This is a genomic window from Oscillatoria salina IIICB1 (genome assembly GCF_020144665.1).
Taxonomy (GTDB): Bacteria; Cyanobacteriota; Cyanobacteriia; order Cyanobacteriales; family SIO1D9; genus IIICB1.
Genome location: NZ_JAAHBQ010000045.1, coordinates 12,573 through 33,697 on the forward strand (window position 1 = coordinate 12,573; position 21,125 = coordinate 33,697).

The 21,125-nt window shown below is 42.4% G+C and carries 14 protein-coding genes; 9 read left to right on the forward strand and 5 right to left on the reverse strand.

Translation table 11 applies throughout. The features are described 5' to 3' along the window. Nucleotides 1–100 precede the first annotated feature (100 nt). The gene (gene hemB / locus G3T18_RS14610) at nt 101–1,081 is read left to right on the forward strand and encodes a porphobilinogen synthase (protein ID WP_224411301.1); all 981 of its coding nucleotides are present in this window, start codon (nt 101–103) and stop codon (nt 1,079–1,081) included. 281 nt (nt 1,082–1,362) lie between these two features. Beyond that, nucleotides 1,363–1,842, forward strand: coding sequence for a GNAT family N-acetyltransferase (locus G3T18_RS14615; protein ID WP_224411302.1), 480 nt, complete (start codon nt 1,363–1,365; stop codon nt 1,840–1,842). Here the strand turns inward: G3T18_RS14615 and G3T18_RS14620 are convergent. After that, the gene (locus tag G3T18_RS14620; RefSeq protein ID WP_224411303.1) at nt 1,775–2,599 is read right to left on the reverse strand and encodes a sensor histidine kinase; all 825 of its coding nucleotides are present in this window, start codon (nt 2,597–2,599) and stop codon (nt 1,775–1,777) included. The two genes, G3T18_RS14615 and G3T18_RS14620, sit on opposite strands and share 68 nt — an antisense overlap. Before the next feature lie 248 nt (nt 2,600–2,847). Next, nucleotides 2,848–4,410, reverse strand: coding sequence for an NAD(P)H-quinone oxidoreductase subunit N (locus G3T18_RS14625; RefSeq protein WP_224411304.1), 1,563 nt, complete (start codon nt 4,408–4,410; stop codon nt 2,848–2,850). Between the two features lie 190 nt (nt 4,411–4,600). Here G3T18_RS14625 and G3T18_RS25565 point away from each other — a divergent pair, with 190 nt between their 5' ends. The 3 genes from G3T18_RS25565 (at nt 4,601) to G3T18_RS14635 (ending at nt 9,005) form a co-directional block, all read left to right on the forward strand. Continuing rightward, a complete protein-coding gene (locus G3T18_RS25565; RefSeq protein WP_263480422.1) occupies nt 4,601–4,723 on the forward strand; it encodes a hypothetical protein in 123 nt (40 codons plus the stop codon). A 286-nt stretch (nt 4,724–5,009) separates the two neighbouring features. After that, a complete protein-coding gene (gene topA / locus G3T18_RS14630; protein ID WP_224411305.1) occupies nt 5,010–7,610 on the forward strand; it encodes a type I DNA topoisomerase in 2,601 nt (866 codons plus the stop codon). A 288-nt stretch (nt 7,611–7,898) separates the two neighbouring features. Continuing rightward, the gene (locus G3T18_RS14635) at nt 7,899–9,005 is read left to right on the forward strand and encodes a patatin-like phospholipase family protein (RefSeq protein WP_224411306.1); all 1,107 of its coding nucleotides are present in this window, start codon (nt 7,899–7,901) and stop codon (nt 9,003–9,005) included. A gap of 52 nt (nt 9,006–9,057) precedes the next feature. Here the strand turns inward: G3T18_RS14635 and G3T18_RS14640 are convergent, their stop codons facing one another. Next, a complete protein-coding gene (locus G3T18_RS14640; protein ID WP_224411307.1) occupies nt 9,058–9,246 on the reverse strand; it encodes a hypothetical protein in 189 nt (62 codons plus the stop codon). 268 nt (nt 9,247–9,514) lie between these two features. On the opposite strand from G3T18_RS14640, the gene G3T18_RS14645 reads away from it, so the two are divergent. The 3 genes from G3T18_RS14645 to G3T18_RS14655 all read left to right on the forward strand — a co-directional run bounded on the left by G3T18_RS14645 (nt 9,515) and on the right by G3T18_RS14655 (nt 15,888). Continuing rightward, on the forward strand, nt 9,515–11,392 hold the full coding sequence (locus G3T18_RS14645; RefSeq protein ID WP_224411308.1) for an AAA-like domain-containing protein: 1,878 nt from the start codon (nt 9,515–9,517) through the stop codon (nt 11,390–11,392). 423 nt (nt 11,393–11,815) lie between these two features. Continuing rightward, the gene (locus tag G3T18_RS14650) at nt 11,816–15,457 is read left to right on the forward strand and encodes an MHYT domain-containing protein (protein WP_224411309.1); all 3,642 of its coding nucleotides are present in this window, start codon (nt 11,816–11,818) and stop codon (nt 15,455–15,457) included. A gap of 218 nt (nt 15,458–15,675) precedes the next feature. Then, the gene (locus G3T18_RS14655) at nt 15,676–15,888 is read left to right on the forward strand and encodes a helix-turn-helix domain-containing protein (protein ID WP_224411310.1); all 213 of its coding nucleotides are present in this window, start codon (nt 15,676–15,678) and stop codon (nt 15,886–15,888) included. 101 nt (nt 15,889–15,989) lie between these two features. On the opposite strand, the gene psaB is transcribed toward G3T18_RS14655, so the two are convergent. Continuing rightward, nucleotides 15,990–18,215, reverse strand: coding sequence for a photosystem I core protein PsaB (psaB, locus tag G3T18_RS14660; RefSeq protein WP_224411311.1), 2,226 nt, complete (start codon nt 18,213–18,215; stop codon nt 15,990–15,992). Between the two features lie 31 nt (nt 18,216–18,246). Here psaB and G3T18_RS25570 point away from each other — a divergent pair, with 31 nt between their 5' ends. Continuing rightward, nucleotides 18,247–18,372, forward strand: coding sequence for a hypothetical protein (locus G3T18_RS25570; protein ID WP_263480423.1), 126 nt, complete (start codon nt 18,247–18,249; stop codon nt 18,370–18,372). On the opposite strand, the gene psaA is transcribed toward G3T18_RS25570, so the two are convergent. Then, nucleotides 18,359–20,653: a photosystem I core protein PsaA gene (psaA, locus tag G3T18_RS14665; RefSeq protein ID WP_224411312.1), complete on the reverse strand. Its 2,295-nt coding sequence runs from the start codon at nt 20,651–20,653 to the stop codon at nt 18,359–18,361. The genes G3T18_RS25570 and psaA overlap by 14 nt on opposite strands. Between the last annotated feature and the right edge of the window lie 472 nt (nt 20,654–21,125).

The following is a 21,125-nucleotide window of genomic DNA, read 5'->3' on the forward strand; positions in this document are numbered from 1 at the left end:
GCTAGTAACCAAACATTACAATTCTGGTGTGAGGATGCAGCGATCGCTCTACACTATTTTGAGATGTCAAATTAAGAAAATTCGTTTTTAACAACAAAGTATGTTTCCCATTCATCGCCCCCGCCGTCTACGTCAAAGTGATTCTCTGCGCCGTATGGTGCGCGAAAATATCTTGACTGCTAATGATTTGATTTATCCCCTTTTTGCTGTACCAGGGGAAAGCATCGCCGAAGAAGTTAAATCGATGCCTGGGGTTTATCAGTTATCGATAGATAAAATTGTTGAGGAAGCCAAGGAAGTCTACGATTTGGGGATTCCGGCGATTATTCTCTTTGGTATTCCAGAAAATAAGGATACTGAAGCGACTGGTGCTTGGCACGATTGTGGTATTGTCCAAAAAGCTGCCACTGCGGTTAAGGAAGCAGTACCGGATTTGGTCGTTGTTGCTGATACTTGTTTGTGTGAGTATACCGATCACGGTCACTGTGGTTATTTGCAAGTAGGCGATTTGACAGGTAGAGTTTTAAACGATCCGACGCTGGAGTTGCTGAAAAAAACTGCTGTTTCTCAAGCTAAGGCTGGTGCAGATATTATCGCGCCTTCGGGAATGATGGATGGTTTTGTGCAAGCTATTCGCGAAGGTTTGGATGAGGCTGGCTTTGAGAATACACCGATTTTGTCTTATGCTGCTAAATATGCTTCTGCTTATTATGGACCTTTTCGCGATGCGGCTGATTCCGCGCCTCAATTTGGATCTCGCCGCACTTATCAAATGGACCCGGCTAATGGTACAGAAGCACTTAAGGAAGTTGCCCTGGATATTGCTGAGGGGGCTGATATGTTAATGGTTAAACCAGCTTTGGCTTATATGGATATTATTTGGCGCGTTAAGGAAATAACTAATTTGCCTGTCGCTGCTTACAATGTTTCTGGTGAGTATTCGATGATTAAAGCTGCTGCCCTCAATGGCTGGGTTGACGAAGAAAAAATTGTTTTGGAAACTTTGACTAGTTTTAAACGCGCTGGTGCCGATTTAATCTTGACATATCACGCGAAAGATGCTGTGCGTTGGTTGTCATAATTAATTAAGCTTTTCGGTTTACTGGGGTGGGGAATCTCCACCCCGATTTTTATGTCAACAAATGCAGACAAAATCAACGGTAAAACTATTGCAACTTCTGTCAAGATCGTTACAATTAAAAATTGTAAGCCACGACTGTGTAGAAATATTAAGGGAAAAAACAGTCTCGATAAGTAGTTAGAAGCAAAGCGCTCGAAGCTAGGAGCTAACTGAGAAAGGCAAAAATTTTTTCACCTGAAAAAACACAGTAAGTAAGCGAAAAAAATTAGGAATTGCTCGTAATGGATTGCAGTAACATTTTATTTTGTGCTGACAAGACAAAGACCGACTATAAGCAACTGCAAGCACTGTTTAAATTAAGTGCTTTTTGGGCAGTAGAGCGAACAAGAGAAGAATGGGAAATCGCGATCGCCAATAGCGATCCAGTAATTAATGTTTGGGATGGAGAGCGACTGATTGGATTTGCCCGAGCTACCTCAGACTGCATTTTCCGCGCTACAATTTGGGATGTAGTTGTTCATCCAGAGTATCGCGGCGTTGGTTTAGGTCGCAAATTAGTCGAAAGTGTTTTAAGTCATCCTCGCTTAAATCGAGTCGAGCGAGTTTACTTAATGACTACTCACAAACAAAGCTTTTACCAGCGAATTGGTTTTCAAGAAAATAGCAGCACGACAATGGTGCTTTATAACAATGTTAATCAGCCAATTCCCGTGCTACAGCAGCAGCATCAGCAAGAGAAAGCGAACACAGTAGCCGTGTAAGCGGTTGAGAGTTTTCTTCCAGAGAAACAGGGACAACCTCAAGTTTTCCTCCGATTAATTCGATTAAGCTTTGAGCTAGCCAAAGCTTCATTCCGGGTGAAGGAAGAGATTTTGCTTGGGGATTTTTAGCTGATTCTGGTGTAACTGGAGTTACGGGTTGTTGGAGCAAGTCTGCGGCTTCACTCCAAATAGTAGTTGGAGAGTGGATATCGAGGTAGATTTGTGCTGTATTTGTCGTAGGATTACTCTCAGCAGAGAGAGCAATTGTCCCTTCATCCATTTTGGCGATCGCCGTATCGACTAACATGGTTAAGGATTGTTGTAAGCGGCGGAAATCAGCCAGGACATAAACTTTTTCTGAAGGTAGAGTTAGATTAAGTCTCAAGCTACGGTTAGCTGCTGGCAGCAGCATCAAAGTTTCCACTTCATTTAATACTTGTACCAACTGTACGGGTTTAATATCTGCGGGATTTGAGCCATATTCAGTTTTCGAGACATTAACAATTTCATCTAACAAGTTTAAAAGTTTCAGGGCAGATTGATGAGCTTGAGCGACAAATTCCCGTTCTTCTTCCGGAGAATCGCATAAATCTGACAAAATTAATTGATGAAGCCCAATTAAGCTATTGAGAGGCGATCGCAACTCGTGAGAAGTTCTTGCGAGAAAACCTCCTTTGAATTCACTCATTTGAGCAGCTAGATAGTAAGCTAGCCGAGTTTGCTTGAGTTCCTCTTTCAACGCTTCAATCTCATTCATCAATCTCGATCCTGGTGACAGCTTATTTTGATTTTATCGAAGAATGGGATAGTTTGGTTTCTAGTCAGGGTGTCAGGGTTTTAGCACTCGAACCAGAAATTATAACTTTTTGTTTTTAGGGATTTGTTTTTAGCGATCGCTGCTCTTGCAAACAGAATCTCCCCCCTTAAAGGAGGGAGAGAGTCAAACTTAAGGTTTTAGTTTCTCAACTGAATTTTTTCGGGGAATAAAGCCCCAAAAAAGAACAATCAATCTTGTTCTACTGGAGTTACAACTGATACCTGAGTAACAGAAGAATTAATCGCACTAGATTGCAAAATTGGTGTAGTAGTCACCGATTTTGTTGCCAAAGTAAAGAGTGGATTAGATAAAATTCCCGCTAAGGAAGTCGCTACCACCGTGAGAACTAAACCGACTTGCAAAGGACGCATTCCCGGTAAATTCCAGCGAATTTCAGGATAATTTTTCACAGTGTCAGACATTTCTTGCGGTTCTTTAACCACCATCATTTTGACAACGCGAATGTAATAGTAAATCGAAACCACACTGGTAATTAAACCGAGCAAAACTAAACCATAAAGTCCTGCTTGCCAGCCAGCCCAGAACAGATAAATCTTGCCAAAAAATCCTGCTAAAGGAGGGATTCCACCTAAAGAAAGTAAGCAAATACTTAAGCCGAGAGTTAGCAGAGGGTCTTTTTGATACAAACCCGCATATTCGCTAATTCGGTCGGTTCCAGTACGCAGAGAGAAGAGAATGACACAAGTAAAAGCGCCCAAATTCATAAACAGGTAAATCAGCAGATAAAAAATCGTGCTGGAATAGCCTGCATCAGTACCTGCAATTAAACCGATCGTCACAAAACCAGCTTGACCGATTGAAGAATAGGCTAACATTCGTTTCATGCTGCTTTGAGCAAGAGCAACGACATTACCCAAAATCATACTCAGGACTGCCAAGGCGCTAAAAATAAAGTGCCATTCTTCACTGACACCAGCAAAAGCCACAACTAAGAGGCGAATTGCCAAAGCAAAACCAGCAGCTTTAGAACCCACAGAAAGGAAAGCCACTACCGGAGTCGGCGAACCTTCATAAACATCAGGAGTCCATTGGTGAAAAGGTACAGCCGAGATTTTAAAAGCAATCCCCGCGATCGCAAAAACCAAAGCAACTGCCAATCCTAAATCTGTACCTTCAACTCGCGCCATTCCCGCAGCGATCGCACTGAGAATCGTTTGTCCGCCAGACAAACCGTAAAGCAGAGAAACACCATAGAGAAAAATCGCCGAAGAAGAAGCCCCAATTAACAGATATTTCAGCGCCGCTTCGTTAGAACGAGGATCGCGCTTCATATAACCTGTCATCAGGTAAGAAGAGATCGACAGCGTTTCCAGGGAGATAAAAATTGTTACCAAATCATTCGCCCCAGACAAAAACATTCCTCCGAGCGTCGCCGCCAGCATAATCGCGATAAACTCGGCTAAAGAAGTACCAGATTGTTCTACATAGCGAATTGACATCAAGATTGTCACCGCCGTTGACAGAACAACGATCGCGCGGAAAACAATACTGAGATTGTCACTATTAAAGCTACCTAGAAAACCAAGCGGCTGAGGATTGTTCCATTGAAAATAAAGTGCTACAACCGAGACAAGAATTCCCGCGATCGCTGCATAAGGCAGCCAACGCGCCGAATTCCGTCCCAGAATCAAATCTCCCACCAAGACCACCAATAAAGTGATAATGATGATTCCTTCGGGTAAAATTGTCCCAGCATTAAGCTGAGTAGCGACATTGCTAGCAAAGTCCATATTTGATAAGTTGAACCCCTTCAGTCACAATCCAAACTCAAGACTGGGTAGGGTTAACCTCAGCCCTGATTAGCAAATCTTAACGAAAAGCAATACATTTGGATTGTAACGTGCAATCTGCCTCGAATCTCAATCGCGATCGGGATTTTCTGCTCGACAGTTTGGCAAATTAGCAGTAATTATCGTTATTGTGGACAGTATTAACTGTGCGATCGCCGAATGGGGACTGGAAACTGGTGAGGTGGGGACTGGTGATTGGGGACTGGTGAGGTGGGGACTGGTGAGGTGGGGACTGGGGATTGGGGACTGGTGAGTTGGTTCAGTTATTGGTGAACAGTTCTCAAGTTCTCAGTTTATCTCTCAATTCCTCCTTATCCCCCTTGTCTCCCTCGTCTCCCTTGTCTCCCTTATCTCCCTTGTCTCCCTTATCTCCCAATCCCTAATCCCTAATCCCTAATCCCTAATCCCCAATCCCTAATCCCCAATCCCCAATCCCTAATCCCCAATCCCTATTAGCTATAACAGAAGTAATCGTTCCCTAAATCATTTAGGCGTGCAAATACCACTAATTGCTATTTTTCCTAGAAAGATCAACTCCTATGTCAACTCTCGTTATTGTCGAATCTCCTACCAAAGCAAAAACCATTCGTAACTACCTCCCGGCGGGTTATCGTGTGGAGGCATCGATGGGTCATGTTCGCGATTTACCTTCGTCAGCCGACGAAATTCCCGCACAATACAAAGACCAAAATTGGGCGCAGCTAGGAGTTAATGTAGAGAAAGACTTTGAACCGATCTACGTTATTCCTAGTAAAAAGAAAAAGGTTGTTAAAGAACTCAAACAAGCTCTCAAACAAGCCGATGAATTAATTCTCGCTACTGATGAAGACCGTGAAGGAGAAAGTATCTCTTGGCATTTGTACGAGCTACTAAAGCCGAAAATTCCGGTCAAACGGATGGTATTTCACGAAATTACGAAAGAGGCAATTCGCAAAGCGCTGCACGATACACGCAACATTAATGATAATTTGGTTCGCGCCCAAGAAACTCGCCGAATTTTAGACCGTTTAGTCGGTTATACTCTCTCGCCTTTGCTGTGGAAGAAAATTTCTTGGGGGCTTTCCGCAGGTAGAGTTCAGTCGGTGGCGGTTCGTTTGTTAGTCGAACGAGAACGTTTGCGCCGCGCTTTTAAACAAGGAAGTTATTGGGACCTCAAAGCTATTCTCGAACAAGAGAAAATGGCTTTTGAAGCCAAGTTAATTACTTTGGCTGGGAAAAAAATTGCTACGGGTAGCGATTTTGACCAAAATACAGGTCAAATTGCTCAAGGACGCGAAGTGGTTTTGCTGAATGAAGCTGAAGCGAAAGCTTTGCGATCGCGCTTGGAGGATAAAACGTGGCGAGTTAGGGAAATTGATGAACGGGCGACGACACGCAAACCTTACCCACCGTTTACTACTTCAACTTTGCAACAAGAGGCAAACCGAAAATTGAATATGTCGGCGCGGGATACGATGCGGACAGCCCAAAGCCTTTACGAGAAAGGTTTTATTACTTATATGCGTACTGACTCAGTACATTTGTCTGAGCAGGCGATCGCGGCGGCGAGAAGCTGTGTTGAGCAAATGTATGGTAAAGAATACCTTTCGCCCAAAGCCCGCCAGTATAAAACGAAAAGTAAGGGCGCACAAGAAGCCCACGAAGCGATTCGTCCGGCTGGGGAAAGTTTTCGTACTCCCCAAAGTACGGGTTTGGCTGACCGCGAACTCAAACTTTACGATCTAATCTGGAAACGGACGGTCGCTACTCAAATGGCGGACGCGAGATTAACGATGATTACGGTTAATCTGGATGTGGAAGATGCAGGTTTTCGCGCTTCTGGGAAACGGATTGACTTCCCTGGCTTTTTCCGCGCTTATGTGGAAGGTTCTGACGATCCCGATGCGGCGATCGAAAATCAGGAAGTCAATCTGCCACCATTACAAGTGGGCGATAATCCTGAATGTCAAGAGTTAGAGGCGGTTAGCCATGAAACTCAACCGCCTGCTAGATATACCGAAGCGTCGTTAGTGAAAACCTTGGAAAATGAAGGAGTTGGTCGTCCTTCCACCTACGCCAGCATTATTGGCACGATTATCGACCGAGGTTATGCCCAAATGCGCGGTAATGCCTTGATTCCTACTTTTACCGCCTTTGCAGTTAGTAGTTTGCTAGAAGAACATTTTCCTGACTTGGTAGATACTAGCTTTACTTCAAGAATGGAGCAAACTCTTGATGAGATTGCTACCGGAGAAGCCAAATGGCTACCTTATCTGAAAGAATTTTATTTGGGAGAACAAGGTTTAGAACATCAAGTTAAAGAACGAGAAAATCAAATTGACCCCAATGTGGCAAAGGCGATCGCGCTAGAAAATCTCGATGCTAAAGTCAAAATTGGTAAATTCGGACCTTACATCGAAGCTGAAAATGGTAGTGGTCCTGTGACTGCTTCTATTCCTGAAGATTTGACACCAGCAGATCTCAATCCCGAACAAGTCGAGATGCTACTGCGTCAAAAAACTGAAGGTCCCGAAAAAATTGGCTTGCATCCCGAAACAGGCGAACCGATTTATGTTCTCATCGGCAAATACGGTCCCTACGTCCAGCTTGGCGATAAAAGTGACACTAACAAGAAACCTAAACAAGTTTCTTTGCTTAAAGGTACTAAACCTGAAGATGTCACCCTAGATATGGCCGTTGGTTTACTTTCTCTACCTCGAACTCTCGGCGTTCACCCGGAAACCGGAGCGAAGGTCAAAGCTGGATTAGGACGTTTCGGTCCCTACGTCGTTCACGATCGCGGTAAAGAAGGCAAAGATTATCGTTCTCTCAAAGCTGAAGACAACATCTTGACAATTCAACTAGAACGTGCATTAGAACTTCTCGCCCAACCCAAGCGGGGACGCGGTGGCGGTGCTAGAAAAGCCAAAACACCTTTGCGCGAATTAGGGAATCATCCAGAGGACAACGAACCGATCGATATTTACGAAGGTCCCTACGGTCCCTACATCAAACACGGCAAAACTAATGCTTCGATTCCTGACGAATTAAAACCAGAACAAGTAACCCTCGAAAAAGCCCTGGAATTACTAGCAGAAAAGAAAGCCAGCAAAAAATCAACTCGCAGCCGGAAGAAAACTTCTACTAAAAAATCGAGTTGATCGCAGCAAATAAACTACTAACTCCTCCTTTCTTGGGGGAGTTAAATTTATAGCCTCAAGATACACAAATAGTTGTCAGTAACTTTCTTAGTTGTTACTTAAACTCAATTTTCTCACACCCAATTTAAATGCGTGACAGCTTAGGCTAAGAGAGAAAACCCAAGATATTCCCTCTTATTTACTAATAAACTTTTGACAACTTTTGCCGCTTAAACTAACAGCTTAATGACTCAAGTTAATGGTAGAATATCTGCTAATAACCTCTAAATATTGATTTGATAAATTTACATGGTATATCGAATTCTCAGTTTAGACGGCGGTGGCGTTCGTGGCATTCTCGCCGCCCAAATGCTTACTTATTTCGAGGAACTAATTTATCCCCAACCCTTACACGAATACTTTGATTTAATTGCCGGAACCTCAACTGGTTCCATCCTCGCTGCTGGCATTAGCATCGGCATGACAGCAAAACAACTGGTGGAATTATACGCTACTAAAACAGATATCATTTTTCCCTACTGGGGAACTTGGGGATATTTATCACCCAAAAGAATACCCCTAATTCTCAAATATGGAATTTCTGCACCAAAATTTTCTCACGACGGACTCATCAAAGTCTTACAAGAAGAATTTGGCAAAATTACCCTTGCTGAAGTTACACCCGAAGGTAGTTCTCGACCAAATTTATTAATTCCCTCTTACGACACAATTCATCGCAAACCAATTGTCTTTAAAAGCTGGCGACACGAAATGCCTTATGCCAATCTTTTTCTCTGGGAAACTTGCGTTTGTTCCGCTTCCGCGCCAACTTTTTTCCCCGCTTATGGAGTTATAGATGCCACAGGAAATATTATTTATTCTGCCGTAGATGGTGGTTTAGGCGCAAACAATCCCGCCGCTTGTGCCGTCGCCGAAGCCCTCAGATTAAACCTTCCCATTAGTGATTTAGCAGTTCTTTCTATCGGGACTGGCGAAATGATTAACCCCTTTCCTTATCGCAAAGTTAGAGGCTGGGGCGTTATTCAATGGGCAGGAAAAATCGTCGATATCTTGATGGATGCTTCCTTAGAAATTCATGAATATATTACCAGAGAAATAGTTTGTAATTACGAAGACAATCAACGCTACCTACGCTTGCAACCATTATTAACTTCAGAGTATTTACAAAAAGTCCTTGACGAAGAATTACTTTTAGACTTGTTAAGTAATCTCCCACCGAAGCCAAGAAAAAAAGTTAGAAAGGGAGAAATAGAAGTAGTTCAAGGTTTAGACGTGGCGAGTAATTATAACTTACAAATTTTAAAAACTTTAGGCAAAGCTTACGTCAAAAATGGTATAGTTATTGACCGACCAGTCAGTGAAAGATTGCAAGAATTTGTCCAAGTAAGTTCTTAGTAACTCTTGAGCACCAGAAAATATAAATCTATTTCATTTATTTGGAAAAAGATCAAGCAAGTAGACTGTCGATAAACTTCTCTTCTTGTTCCAAGTTGTAAATAAGCTCGTTCAAAGGATACATTGTCGCAAAATTGGCAGCTTCATTAACTCGCTTGGCAACTTCTTTAGTTACACATCCACATAAATAAAAACACTCACAATCAGGATTTTCTCGTCTGGTATTTTCAAAAGACTTCATCGCTGCTCCTACTCAAAATAAATACTAGCTTAAGTGAAAATTTTGCCCAGCGATAACTTGCTTTCGGACTTGAGCAAGACGAGTTAACTACTTTAGTATCTCTTGTAACAATAACCATTGGTACTCGGAGTCAATAACGAGACTAAGGAAAGTTCATCCAGGATGAAGATTGTAAAAAGTAGGAAATAAAAGGTCGTTTTCGTCCGAGTGGTACCAAATATTAGTGTAAAGTTATAGTTAACTTGTCAAGATAATAAGAGATGAGCTAATGAGCGTAGATAAATATCTCGAATCTATAGAAACAGTTATTCTCTCGCGACAACTTAGTCCTGTGGAGAGATTAGTGTTGCATCAGTCCTGGGTGGGACGAACTTATACGGCTATGTCCCAAGATTCTGGTTATGGAAATTCTTATCTTAAGGAAATTGGTTCTCAGTTGTGGGAGGCACTTTCTAAAGCTGTAGGGAAAAAAGTAACGAAAAAAAATCTGAATTTAGTTTTAAGCGAATATCTAGAAAAACAAACACAAACTAATGTAGTAGTTGCAATTCCGAAACTGGCGCATCCTTCTCCTGGTGCTGCTTTAGCCGCTAAATCACCTTTATATGTGAATCGTCCTCCAGTGGAAGAACTTGCTTGTGCAGAAATCAGTCAACCAGGATGTTTACTGCAAATCAAAGCACCTAGGAAAATGGGTAAAACGTCTCTGCTTAACCAAATTGTTGGTTGTGCTAGAGATTGGAATTATCACGTTGTCTATTTGGATTTTCAAGAAACTGAAGAAGCAGTTTTTTTGACTCTGGACAAATTTCTGCGTTGGTTTTGTTTAAATATTAGCAGGCAGTTAAATTTAGAACCGCGTTTAGAGGATTATTGGGATGAAGAAATGGGGAGTAAAGTAAGTTGTAAAATTTATATTAATAATTACATACTCAAGAAAATAGATCGCCCGATAATTTTAGCTTTTAATGAATTGAATAGAATTTTCGACCGTCGCGAAATTGTCCAAGAATTTTTGCCAATGTTACGATTTTGGCACGAACAAGCACAAAGGTTTAAAAGTTGGCAAAAATTGCGCTTAGTTTTAGTTCAATCTACAGAAATTTACTTTCAAATTAAGTTAAATCAGTCTCCGTTTAATGTGGGACTGTCACTCAGATTGCCACAGTTTAATTTAGAGCAAGTAAGAGAATTAGCTTTGCGTTACGGACTTACTTGGTTAGATAATAATCAGCTTAAAGAAATTATGGCAATGGTGGGAGGACATCCTTATTTGGTTAATCTCGCTTTTTATTACCTACGCCGGGAAAAAATTCTGCTGGAGGAGTTGTTGCAAGTTGCTCCTACACCCGCAGGAATTTATAGTAATCATTTACGGGGTTACTTAACGATGCTCCGAGATGAACCGCAATTAAAACTAGCTCTACAACAGGTTGTAAATGCTGGTGAAAATGTGAAGTTGGAAGCAATTACAGCTTATAAGTTAGAAAGTATGGGGTTAATCGAACTGGAAGGGTTTAGTGCGAAACCATCTTGTGAGTTGTATCGACTTTATTTTCGCCAACAACTGGGTAGAGAAAGAGAGGAAAAAGATCGCCAAATTTTGCAACGCTTCTCTCGCAAAGCAAATAAGGTTGATGAACTTACTCAGCTTGCTAATCGCAATTATTTTCAGGAATATCTAGAAACTCAGTGGCAGCAGTGCCAAGAAAATTCTTCTTTTTTGTCGATGTTGTTCTGCAATATTGACTATTTTGATTTTTATAGCAAAGCTTTTGGAGAGGAAGCAGCAGCTACTTGCATTCAACAGATTGGGATTACAATTGATGATTGCGTTATGAGGTATCCGAGTGCTTTAGTGGGACGTTATGAAAGTACCAAGTTTGGGGTACTTTTGCCTGGAGTCGATCAAATTTCGGCTGTGGCGATCGCCGAAAATATTCGTCAAAGTGTTAAGGCTTTGGCGATCGCTCACGATCGCTCTGTTTATGATGGTTTTCCGGAAGATGTCCTGACTGTTAGTATTGGTGGCGAAAGTCAAATACCACAACAACATTTTTCTTCCGATCTGTTGATTATGGCTGTTAATGAGGTTCTTGTTTTAGCCAAAAAAGAAGGTGGTAATCGTGTTGTTTTTAATTCTTAAATTGAATTTTCCTAGATTTTTTTCTTGGTTTTTTTAGTGATTTGGTAACTGGCGTAATCTTTATTTTATAGTTTTAATTTAACCTTAAATAACTAAGCAAAATTTGGTTATATATCCCTGATTTTTTGGCTACTTGAATCATTTAAGTGAATATTTTTCTCTCGTTTATAAGTTGTCAATTAGCGATTAGCAAGTTTTGTCGCTCGCTCAACTTACTTACAAAATAAAAAAAACCTCAGTCTTCACAAATACGAAGATAAATTTGATAACTTAGTCTTGTAAAATTCCCAATAGTTAATATAATAAAAATAATACTTTGGTCGAGAAAAAAATCAAAGAGTAACAGTGAGGCGTATTTTTGTGGTTAGACAAAAAAAGTAAAATAAATATTTCAGAAAAAACTCGGAAAGATTGTTTTGAAGAATGATTAAAGACGCGATCGGATATAACTACTTAGCTACACAAGTAATTGAGAGATTTCCAGAATCGTACAGTATTAGTTTAGTCTTGCTTTCCTTTTTTATTGCTGTGATTGCCTCTTACACAGCCTTAGACTTAGCAGGACGAGTTAAATTGAGTCGCCAAAAAATGCGTTTATTGTGGTTAGTGGGCGGCGCAATAGCTATGGGGATTGGTATATGGTCAATGCACTTCGTTGCCATGCTTGCATTTCAACTACCAATCGCAGTTAACTATGACATACTGAGAACCTTAGAATCTTTATTTTATGCTGTAATCGCCTCGGGGATTGCTTTGTGGCTATGGAGTCGTCCGACATCAGGGTTATCGTTGCTAATTAGCGGTGGTGTTTGCATGGGGCTAGCGATCGCCTGGATGCACTACACAGGTATGGCAGCAATGCAACTACAAGCAAAAATTGTTTATGACTGGGTAAAAGTAACTTTGTCGATCGCGATCGCCATTGGTGCATCCTTCGCCGCCTTATGGCTAGCATTTCGACTACAAGAAAAATCATCTCATAGTCTCATCGGGCAAAAAATCGGCAGTTCTTTACTAATGGGAACAGCCATCAGTGGAATGCACTATACGGGAATGTGGGCAACAGACTTTATTTGTCATCACCATTTAGGCGGAAAAAATGTTGAAGGAATTAATCAATTTTGGCTAGCAATGGCGATCGCTATTGCCACTTTATTTGTTTTATTTTTAGCTTTACTGGCATCGCTATTTGACAAATTTATCATCATTCATTCAATCCGAGAACAATCCCTAAAAGAAAGTGAAAAACGCCTGACCAAATTGATCCAAAATATGCAAGTTGGCGTATTGCTAACTGATGTAGAAGGCAAAATTATCATCAGCAATCCCGCCGCTAATGACTTACTTAATCTCTCTACAGAAAAATTGCCCGGTCGAGTATTCGGCGATTGGAAATTAATCCATGAAGACGGAACCCCCTTTCCCAACAGCGAGTTACCTGTACAAAAAGCGATCGCCACTCGCCAACCCATAAACAACATAGTTATTGGTGTAGAACATCCACAAAAACAACGTTGGTTACTGGTAAATGCCGATCCTCAGCTCGATAAAAATGGTAAAGTCGAACGAGTAGTTTGTACCCTAAGTGAAATTACCAAACAAAAGCAAGCAGAAACAGCACTACGTGAAAGTGAAGAACGCTTTGCCCTTGCAGTAGAAGGAACAAACGACGGACTTTGGGACTGGAACATCAACACAGATTACGCCTATTTGTCCCGTCGTTGGAAAAGTATGCTAGGTTACGAAGATACCGAAATAGCTAATCATGCAGACTCATTCAAAAAATTAATTCATCCCCAAGATATAGAGCGAGTATTAGGAATATTAAATGATTATTTAGCAGGTAAAATTCCTCATTACGAAGTCGAATTCCGAGCCTTACACAAAAACGGCAACTGGCGCTGGATACTCGCTCGCGGAATCGCCTTACGAAACGACTGCAATCAACCTTATCGCATGGTAGGTTCCCATACCGATATTACCCAACGCAAACAAGCAGAAACCGCCTTACGCGAAAGCGCCGAAAGAGAAGGTGCAATCGCGCAAGTCATCCAGAGAATGCGACAAACCCTGGACTTAAAAACTATTTTCGATACCACAACTCAAGAACTAAGGCAAGTTCTCAAATGCGATCGCGTCCTCATCTATCAGTTTAATTCTGATTGGAGTGGCAAAATTGTCTGCGAATCGGTAGGTTCCAGTTGGCGTTCTCTCCTCAACGCTCAACAAGATAACTTAATCGCTTGTCAAAATTCAATTGCAGAAACTAACTGCACTGTACTTAGTTTTGATAACTCCGAAAAAGAAATTTGTGATACCTATTTACAAAAAACCAGTGGCGGTGCTTACAACCAAGGTATCAATTCTATCAGCATTGCTGACATTTACAAAGCCAACTTTAGCCCTTGTTATCTCGAACTATTAGAACAACTCCAAGCCAGAGCTTATATTATTGTGCCGATTTTCTGCGGTAAACAACTTTGGGGACTACTGGCTAACTACCAAAATTCTAACTCCCGCTATTGGGAAAGCGCCGAAATCAAAATGGTAGCTCAAATTGGCACTCAGTTAGGCGTTGCCGTTCAACAAGCACAGTTATTAGCTCACACACAACAACAAGCAAGTGAATTACAAGCAGCAAAAGAAACTGCTGACGCTGCTAACCGAGCTAAAAGCGAATTTCTTGCCAACATGAGTCATGAGTTACGCACTCCCCTGAATGCAATTCTCGGTTTTTCCCAACTTCTCCACCAACAATCAACTTTAGATCGAGAATTCCAAAATTACTTAGAAATTATTAACCGCAGTGGCGAACATTTACTAACCTTAATTAATGATGTTCTCGAAATGTCAAAAATTGAAGCAGGGCGAGTTACTTTGCAAACAAGTAGTTTTGACTTCGATCGCTTTCTCGACGATCTCGAAGCAATGTTCCGGTTCAAAGCTGAATCAAAGAATTTAAAACTAATCTGCCAAAGAGAACCAAATATACCTAGATATATTAGTACCGATCGAGGTAAACTGCGTCAAATTTTAATTAACCTAATTGGGAATGCAATTAAATTCACTGAATCTGGTAGTGTCACCCTCAAAGTAAAAAGCGATCGCGAATATCTTCGGTTTTCAGTTATTGATACCGGAGCAGGTATTGCTATCCAAGAATTAGATAAATTGTTTGAAGCTTTCGGACAAACTCAAACAGGCTCAAAGTCTGGCGAAGGAACTGGTTTAGGCTTACCAATTAGCCAAAAATTCGTCCAACTAATGGGAGGCGAGATTGAGGTTCAAAGTACCCCCGGTGTAGGTAGTATTTTTTCTTTCAATGTTCAAATTACTACTGTCGAGGAACTAAATTCAGCAGCAGATTGTCCTTTACAGCCAAGAAAAATTTTGCACCTCGCTCCCCATCAATCTAGTTATCGTATTTTAATCGTTGAAGATAAATCTACAAATCGCCTTTTCCTTGTCAATCTCCTAGAATCTGTTGGTTTTGAAGTTAGAGAAGCTACCAATGGACAAGAAGCTATCTCGGTTTGGAATCAGTGGCATCCTCATCTGATTTTAATGGATATGCGAATGCCAGTTATGAATGGTTATCAAGCAACTCAGGAAATTAAAGCTTCTTTCCAAGGTCAGGAAACTTTAATTATTGCCTTGACTGCTAGCGCTTTTGAAGAAGAAAGAGAAGCCATTTTAGCCGCAGGATGTAATGATTTTGTCTGCAAACCTTTTAAAATAGAAGAACTTCTCAGTAAAATCGGTCAATATTTAGAATTGCACTATGTTTATGAAGAAGCACAAAAAAGCGAAAACATTAATTTACCAAAAAAGCTCAAGTCGGATTTAAGTCTTGATTTCTCAGCATTAGAACTTATGTCAATTGAGTGGAGGGAAAAGTTATACAATGCTGCGGCTCAAGGTAGCGATAGTTTAATTTTAGATCTGGTTGAAGAAATTCCTCAAGAACAAGCAAACATTGCTAAGGCTTTAGTTGACTTAGCAGAAAACTTTGAATTTGAAGAAATCATGCAGTTAGTTCAACCCTTGTCATTAGCTACTAAATGATTTCTTAGGGGTGCGGACTTGGGTACTATATTTTATTTTTGCTATTCCGCGACTGGACAAATTTGATGGATTTGTTGATAACATAGTAATCAGTTCCCTTCTTTAGGGCATTAAGGCGATCGCTTGATAGTTTGCGAGACTAAGGGGGCGATCGCTGTTTTAACTTTCACTTATTATCCGACTTATATTAGTCATTTGTCAAGTAGTTAAAGAAATAAATGGGTTGCGTTAGATTGCGGGTGAGAGAACTAGCTGACGAAAAAGGCTGGACGCTAAAGGAAGTATCTGAACGTTCTGGAGTAGTTTATAGCACTTTGAGAACTTATGCCCGTTCACCTGGACTAGCAACAGTGGATTTTACAGCCCTTCACAAATTAGCTCGTACTTTTGATGTGATGATAGAAGACTTGGTAGAGATTATTGAAGAGTGAGCGATCGCATTTTGTCCTTTTATGACCAAAAATCAATCCCCCACCGAGCGGTGGGGGATTAATTTTACTTACCTAAACTGCCAGACAATCAATTAACTAGGTTAACCAAACGCTGATGCAGTCGAGGCGATCACGAACGCCGCATAAGTCAGAATATAACCTACCGTGAAGTGAGCTAAACCAACCAAGCGACCTTGAACGATGGACATAGCAACGGGCTTATCCTTCCAGCGAACCAAATTAGCCAGAGGAGTACGCTCGTGCGCCCAAACTAAAGTTTCGATCAACTCTTGCCAATAACCGCGCCAAGAGATTAAGAACATGAAACCAGTTGCCCAGACCAAATGTCCGAAGAGGAACATCCAAGACCAAACAGCCAGGTTGTTCATGCCGTAGGGATTATACCCGTTAATCAATTGAGCGGAGTTTAACCAGAGATAATCGCGAAACCAGCCCATCAGATAAGTAGAAGACTGATTGAACTGAGCCACGTTACCTTGCCAAACACCGAGATGCTTCCAGTGCCAGTAGAAAGTTACCCAGGCAATGGTATTCAGCATCCAGAACATCGCGAGGTAGAAAGAGTCCCAAGCAGAGATATCACAAGTACCGCCACGACCAGGACCGTCGCAAGGGAAGGCAAAGCCGAAGTCTTTCTTATCAGGCATCAGCTTAGAACCGCGAGAATCTAAAGCACCTTTGACCAGAATCAAAGTAGTGGTGTGTAGACCCAACGCGATCGCATGGTGTACTAAGAAATCGCCAGGACCGATCGTCAAATACAATGAGTTGGTACTGTTGTTAACCGCTTCTAACCAGCCTGGTAGCCAGACGTTACCGTAATTGGGCCAAGCGGTAGTAGCAATACTATCTGGATTGGACAGCAAAGTGTCCATACCATAAAGAACTTTACCGTGAGCGCTTTGAATAAACTGAGCGAACACAGGTTCAATCAAGATTTGCTTTTCAGGAGTACCGAAAGCAACCACTACATCATTGTGGACGTACAAACCTAGAGTATGGAAGCCCAAGAAGAGGGACACCCAAGACAAGTGAGAAATAATCGCTTCTTTGTGCTGCAATACGCGGTCGAGAACATTACCCTTATTTTGTTCGGGGTCGTAGTCACGAACCAGGAAGATTGCGCCGTGAGCGAACGCACCCACCATGATGAAACCAGCAATGTACTGGTGGTGAGTGTAAAGTGCTGCTTGGGTAGTATAATCCCTCGCTATAAAAGCATAGGGCGGCATCGAGTACATATGTTGTGCCACCAAAGAGGTGATTACCCCCAGACAAGCCAAATGCCATCCCAACTGGAAGTGCAGAGAATTGTTGTAGGTCTCATAGATGCCTTGGTGAGGCATATTGAAAGGACCTTCAACCTTCTTGCCAAAGAATTCTTTAGCATCGCACATCTCTTTGATGCTGTGACCGATACCGAAGTTTGTCCGGTACATATGTCCAGCAACAATAAAGAGAACTGCGATCGCCAAATGGTGATGAGCCATGTCGGTCAGCCACAAAGACTCAGTTTGGGGATGGAATCCACCCAAGAAGGTCAGAATCGCCGTTCCCGCACCTTCAGAAGTTCCAAAGACGTGCTGTGCAGTATCTGGATTTTGTGCGTACACACCCCAGTTACCAGTAAAGAACGGAGCTAAACCTGCCGGATGTGGCTTCACTGACAAGAAGTTGTCCCAACCTACGTGCTGTCCGCGAGATTCGGGGATAGCCACGTGAATCAAGTGACCTGCCCAAGCCAAAGAGCTAACACCGAACAAACCAGCCAAGTGGTGATTCAGGCGATGTTCTGCACTCTTAAACCAAGACAAGCTGGGACGGAACTTCGGCTGCAAGTGCAACCAGCCAGCGAACAAGAACAATGCCGACAGTAACAATAGGAACACTGCTCCCATGTACAAATCATTGTTCTTGGTCATCCCAATGGTGTAGAACCAGTGGTAAACACCAGAGTAAGCAATGTTTACGGGGTTAGAAGCACCAGCACGAGTAAAAGCATCGACTGCGGGTGCGCCGAATTGAGGGTCCCAAATCGCGTGCGCGATCGGACGAACGTTGAGCGGATCTTTAACCCACTGCTCGAAATTACCTTGCCAAGCTACGTGGAAGAGGGTGCCGGAAGTCCACAGGAAAATGATTGCTACGTGACCGAAGTGGGAAGCGAAAATCTTTTGATACAGATTTTCTTCTGTCATCCCATCATGGCTTTCAAAATCATGGGCTGTGGCAATCCCGTACCAGATCCGACGCGTAGTCGGGTCTTGAGCTAGCTCTTGGCTAAATTTGGGAAATTTAGTTGCCATAAATCTTTTTGGAAATTCTCCTCCCTGACCAATGAGACTTATGCAATTAACTGCTGCTCATTTTTTTGTTTTACCTCCTGGAACCGAAGTTCCAGGCGGTAGTATTCTTGAAGCGGCTGTTTGTGCCGTTTTTATTGCTGCTTTTATCCTACTGTGATGATTCTAGCTAGGAAGAACGCCCAGGTGGTTACAATTCCTCCGAGCAGGTAGTGAGCTACTCCTACAGCACGACCCTGAATAATGCTCAGAGCGCGAGGCTGAATAGATGGAGCTACTTTCAGCTTATTATGTGCCCAAACAATTGATTCAATCAATTCCTGCCAGTAGCCGCGACCACTGAACAAGAACATCAAGCTAAATGCCCAAACAAAGTGAGCGCCAAGGAACAGCAAGCCGTAAGCCGACAAAGCTGAACCGTAGGAGGTGATCACCTGAGAAGCTTGCGCCCAGAGGAAATCACGCAACCAACCATTAATAGTAATTGCACTTTGGGCAAAGTTTCCAGCCGTGATGTGAGAGATCGTACCATCAGGAGCCACTGTTCCCCAGACATCTGACTGCATTTTCCAGCTAAAGTGGAAAATCACAATCGACAAGCTGTTGTACATCCAGAACAGACCGAGGAAAACATGGTCCCAACCAGATACTTGACAAGTACCGCCACGACCTGGACCATCACAAGGGAAGCGGAAGCCCAAGTTCGCTTTATCTGGAATTAAGCGAGAGTTACGGGCAAACAGTACGCCCTTAAGCAGAATTAAGACAGTAACGTGAATTGTGAAAGCGTGGATGTGGTGAACCAAGAAATCCGCCGTTCCCAAGGCGATCGGCATCATTGCTACCTTACCACCTACAGCAACGACTCCACCACCAAAAGCATAACTTGCAGGCTCAATCGCACTAGGAGCAGTTGCGCCTGGAGCCAGGGTATGAAGATTTTGTACCCACTGGGCAAATACTGGCTGTAGCTGAATCGCCGTATCTGAGAACATATCTTGAGGACGACCTAAAGCTCGCATTGTGTCGTTATGGACGTACAAACCGAAGCTATGGAAGCCCAAGAAAATACATACCCAGTTTAAGTGAGAGATAATCGCGTCGCGGTGACGGATTACCCGATCCAAAAGATTATTGACGTGCTGGGCCGGATTGTAATCGCGCACCATGAATATGGCCGCGTGGGCACCTGCACCAACAATCAGAAATCCTCCAATCCACATATGGTGCGTGAATAGAGATAGCTGAGTTGGGTAATCAACTGCAATATAGGGATATGGCGGCATTGAATACATATGATGGGCTACCAGGATTGATAGCGAACCCATCCATGCCAAGTTCCAGGATAGCTGGCAGTGCCAAGAATTTGTGAAGATTTCATACATCCCTTTGTGGCCTTCGCCTGTAAAGGGCCCTTTATGAGCTTCCAAAACTTCTTTAAAACTGTGGCCGATTCCCCAGTTAGTGCGGTAAAAATGTCCGGCTACGATGAACAACACTGCCAATGCTAGGTGATGGTGTGCTGTATCGCTTAACCATAAACCACCAGTTACTGGGTTTAGACCTCCTTTGAATGTCAGAAAGTCCGAGTACGCTGCCCAGTTTAAGGTGAAGAATGGAGTTAACCCCTGGGCAAAGCTTGGATAGACATCTGCCATCAAACTGGGATTTAAAATCCATTCGTGGGGTAGCGGAATATCAGCCACAGTAGCTATGGTTTTGCCACCTACTACTAAGGGTTTGCCTGCATCGATCGCATCCAAACAAGCGTTTATGGGCAGAGACACGTGAATTTGTTGTCCCGCATAACCCAAGCAGCCGCAACCTAGTAAACCTGCCAGGTGATGGTTCATCATCGACTCCACGTTCTGGAACCATTCCAGTTTCGGAGCGCGTTTATGATAGTGGAACCAACCTGCAAACAGCATTAAGGCTGCCATTACTAAAGCGCCTATGGCTGTGCAGTACAGTTGGAATGAGTTTGTGATGCCGTTGGCACGCCACAACTGGAACAGACCAGAGGTTATCTGTATTCCGTGGAAACCACCGCCCACATCAGCATTTAAAATATCTTGACCTACGATGGGCCAAACTACTTGGGCGCTGGGTTTTATGTTAAGCGGATTCTGTAACCAAGCTTCGTAATTGGAAAAGCGGGCACCGTGAAAATACATCCCGCTCAACCATATAAAAATCACTGCCAAGTGACCAAAGTGAGCGCTGAAGATTTTCCGAGAAATATCTTCTAAGTCACTTGTCTGACTATCGAAATCGTGTACGTTAGCGTGAAGGTTCCAAATCCAAGTTGTTGTTTTCGGACCTCTCGCCAAGGTTCGGTCAAAGTGACCCGGTTTTGCCCACTTCTCAAAAGAAGTTTCTACTGGGTCTTTATCAACCACAACCTTGACTTTTGCCTCTCCTTCTGGAGGACTAACTGTCATGAAGGTTCTCCTCCCTAGACCATGAATTTAAAAATTCCCTATTGGGAATATATTTTCCAACAATGCCAGCAATTGTGCGTTAAGGTCAACGCTTCTCACTGAATCAACAGATGCCCATCTCTAAAATGTCTGTTAACAAGAACACCTTACCTGTTGATGATAGAGCTTACTTACTCTTCTGCTCTGGGCAATTAACAATATTTAAACTTCGCTGAATTGTTGATGGTTTCTGGATCCTAGGCTAAAGTTTTCCAGACAAAAGTCAAGCTTAACTACGACTTATTTAACAAAATGCAACAATAAGTTAAGATTTGACTTTTTTAACCGTAAGTGCCATAACCTCTACAAAATGGCTTTGCTTTGCTAGTGAGTGTTGAAAATTGATTAGCTAAAGCTCATTTCTACAGCTACAGGAAAAGACTACATTCATAAGTAATCTTAATCTCCAACCTGAAAAAGAAAAATCTCTAAA

What these genes read in the sequence shown, in the direction of transcription:
- G3T18_RS25570 (WP_263480423.1), top strand. Translation starts at nt 18,247, where the DNA reads ATGAGACTTATGCAATTAACTGCTGCTCATTTTTTTGTTTTACCTCCT.
- psaB (WP_224411311.1), bottom strand. Translation starts at nt 18,215, where the DNA reads ATGGCAACTAAATTTCCCAAATTTAGCCAAGAGCTAGCTCAAGACCCG.
- G3T18_RS14625 (WP_224411304.1), bottom strand. Translation starts at nt 4,410, where the DNA reads ATGGACTTTGCTAGCAATGTCGCTACTCAGCTTAATGCTGGGACAATT.
- G3T18_RS14645 (WP_224411308.1), top strand. Translation starts at nt 9,515, where the DNA reads ATGAGCGTAGATAAATATCTCGAATCTATAGAAACAGTTATTCTCTCG.
- G3T18_RS14635 (WP_224411306.1), top strand. Translation starts at nt 7,899, where the DNA reads ATGGTATATCGAATTCTCAGTTTAGACGGCGGTGGCGTTCGTGGCATT.
- psaA (WP_224411312.1), bottom strand. Translation starts at nt 20,653, where the DNA reads ATGACAGTTAGTCCTCCAGAAGGAGAGGCAAAAGTCAAGGTTGTGGTT.
- G3T18_RS14620 (WP_224411303.1), bottom strand. Translation starts at nt 2,599, where the DNA reads ATGAATGAGATTGAAGCGTTGAAAGAGGAACTCAAGCAAACTCGGCTA.
- topA (WP_224411305.1), top strand. Translation starts at nt 5,010, where the DNA reads ATGTCAACTCTCGTTATTGTCGAATCTCCTACCAAAGCAAAAACCATT.
- G3T18_RS14640 (WP_224411307.1), bottom strand. Translation starts at nt 9,246, where the DNA reads ATGAAGTCTTTTGAAAATACCAGACGAGAAAATCCTGATTGTGAGTGT.
- hemB (WP_224411301.1), top strand. Translation starts at nt 101, where the DNA reads ATGTTTCCCATTCATCGCCCCCGCCGTCTACGTCAAAGTGATTCTCTG.
- G3T18_RS14615 (WP_224411302.1), top strand. Translation starts at nt 1,363, where the DNA reads ATGGATTGCAGTAACATTTTATTTTGTGCTGACAAGACAAAGACCGAC.
- G3T18_RS14655 (WP_224411310.1), top strand. Translation starts at nt 15,676, where the DNA reads ATGGGTTGCGTTAGATTGCGGGTGAGAGAACTAGCTGACGAAAAAGGC.
- G3T18_RS14650 (WP_224411309.1), top strand. Translation starts at nt 11,816, where the DNA reads ATGATTAAAGACGCGATCGGATATAACTACTTAGCTACACAAGTAATT.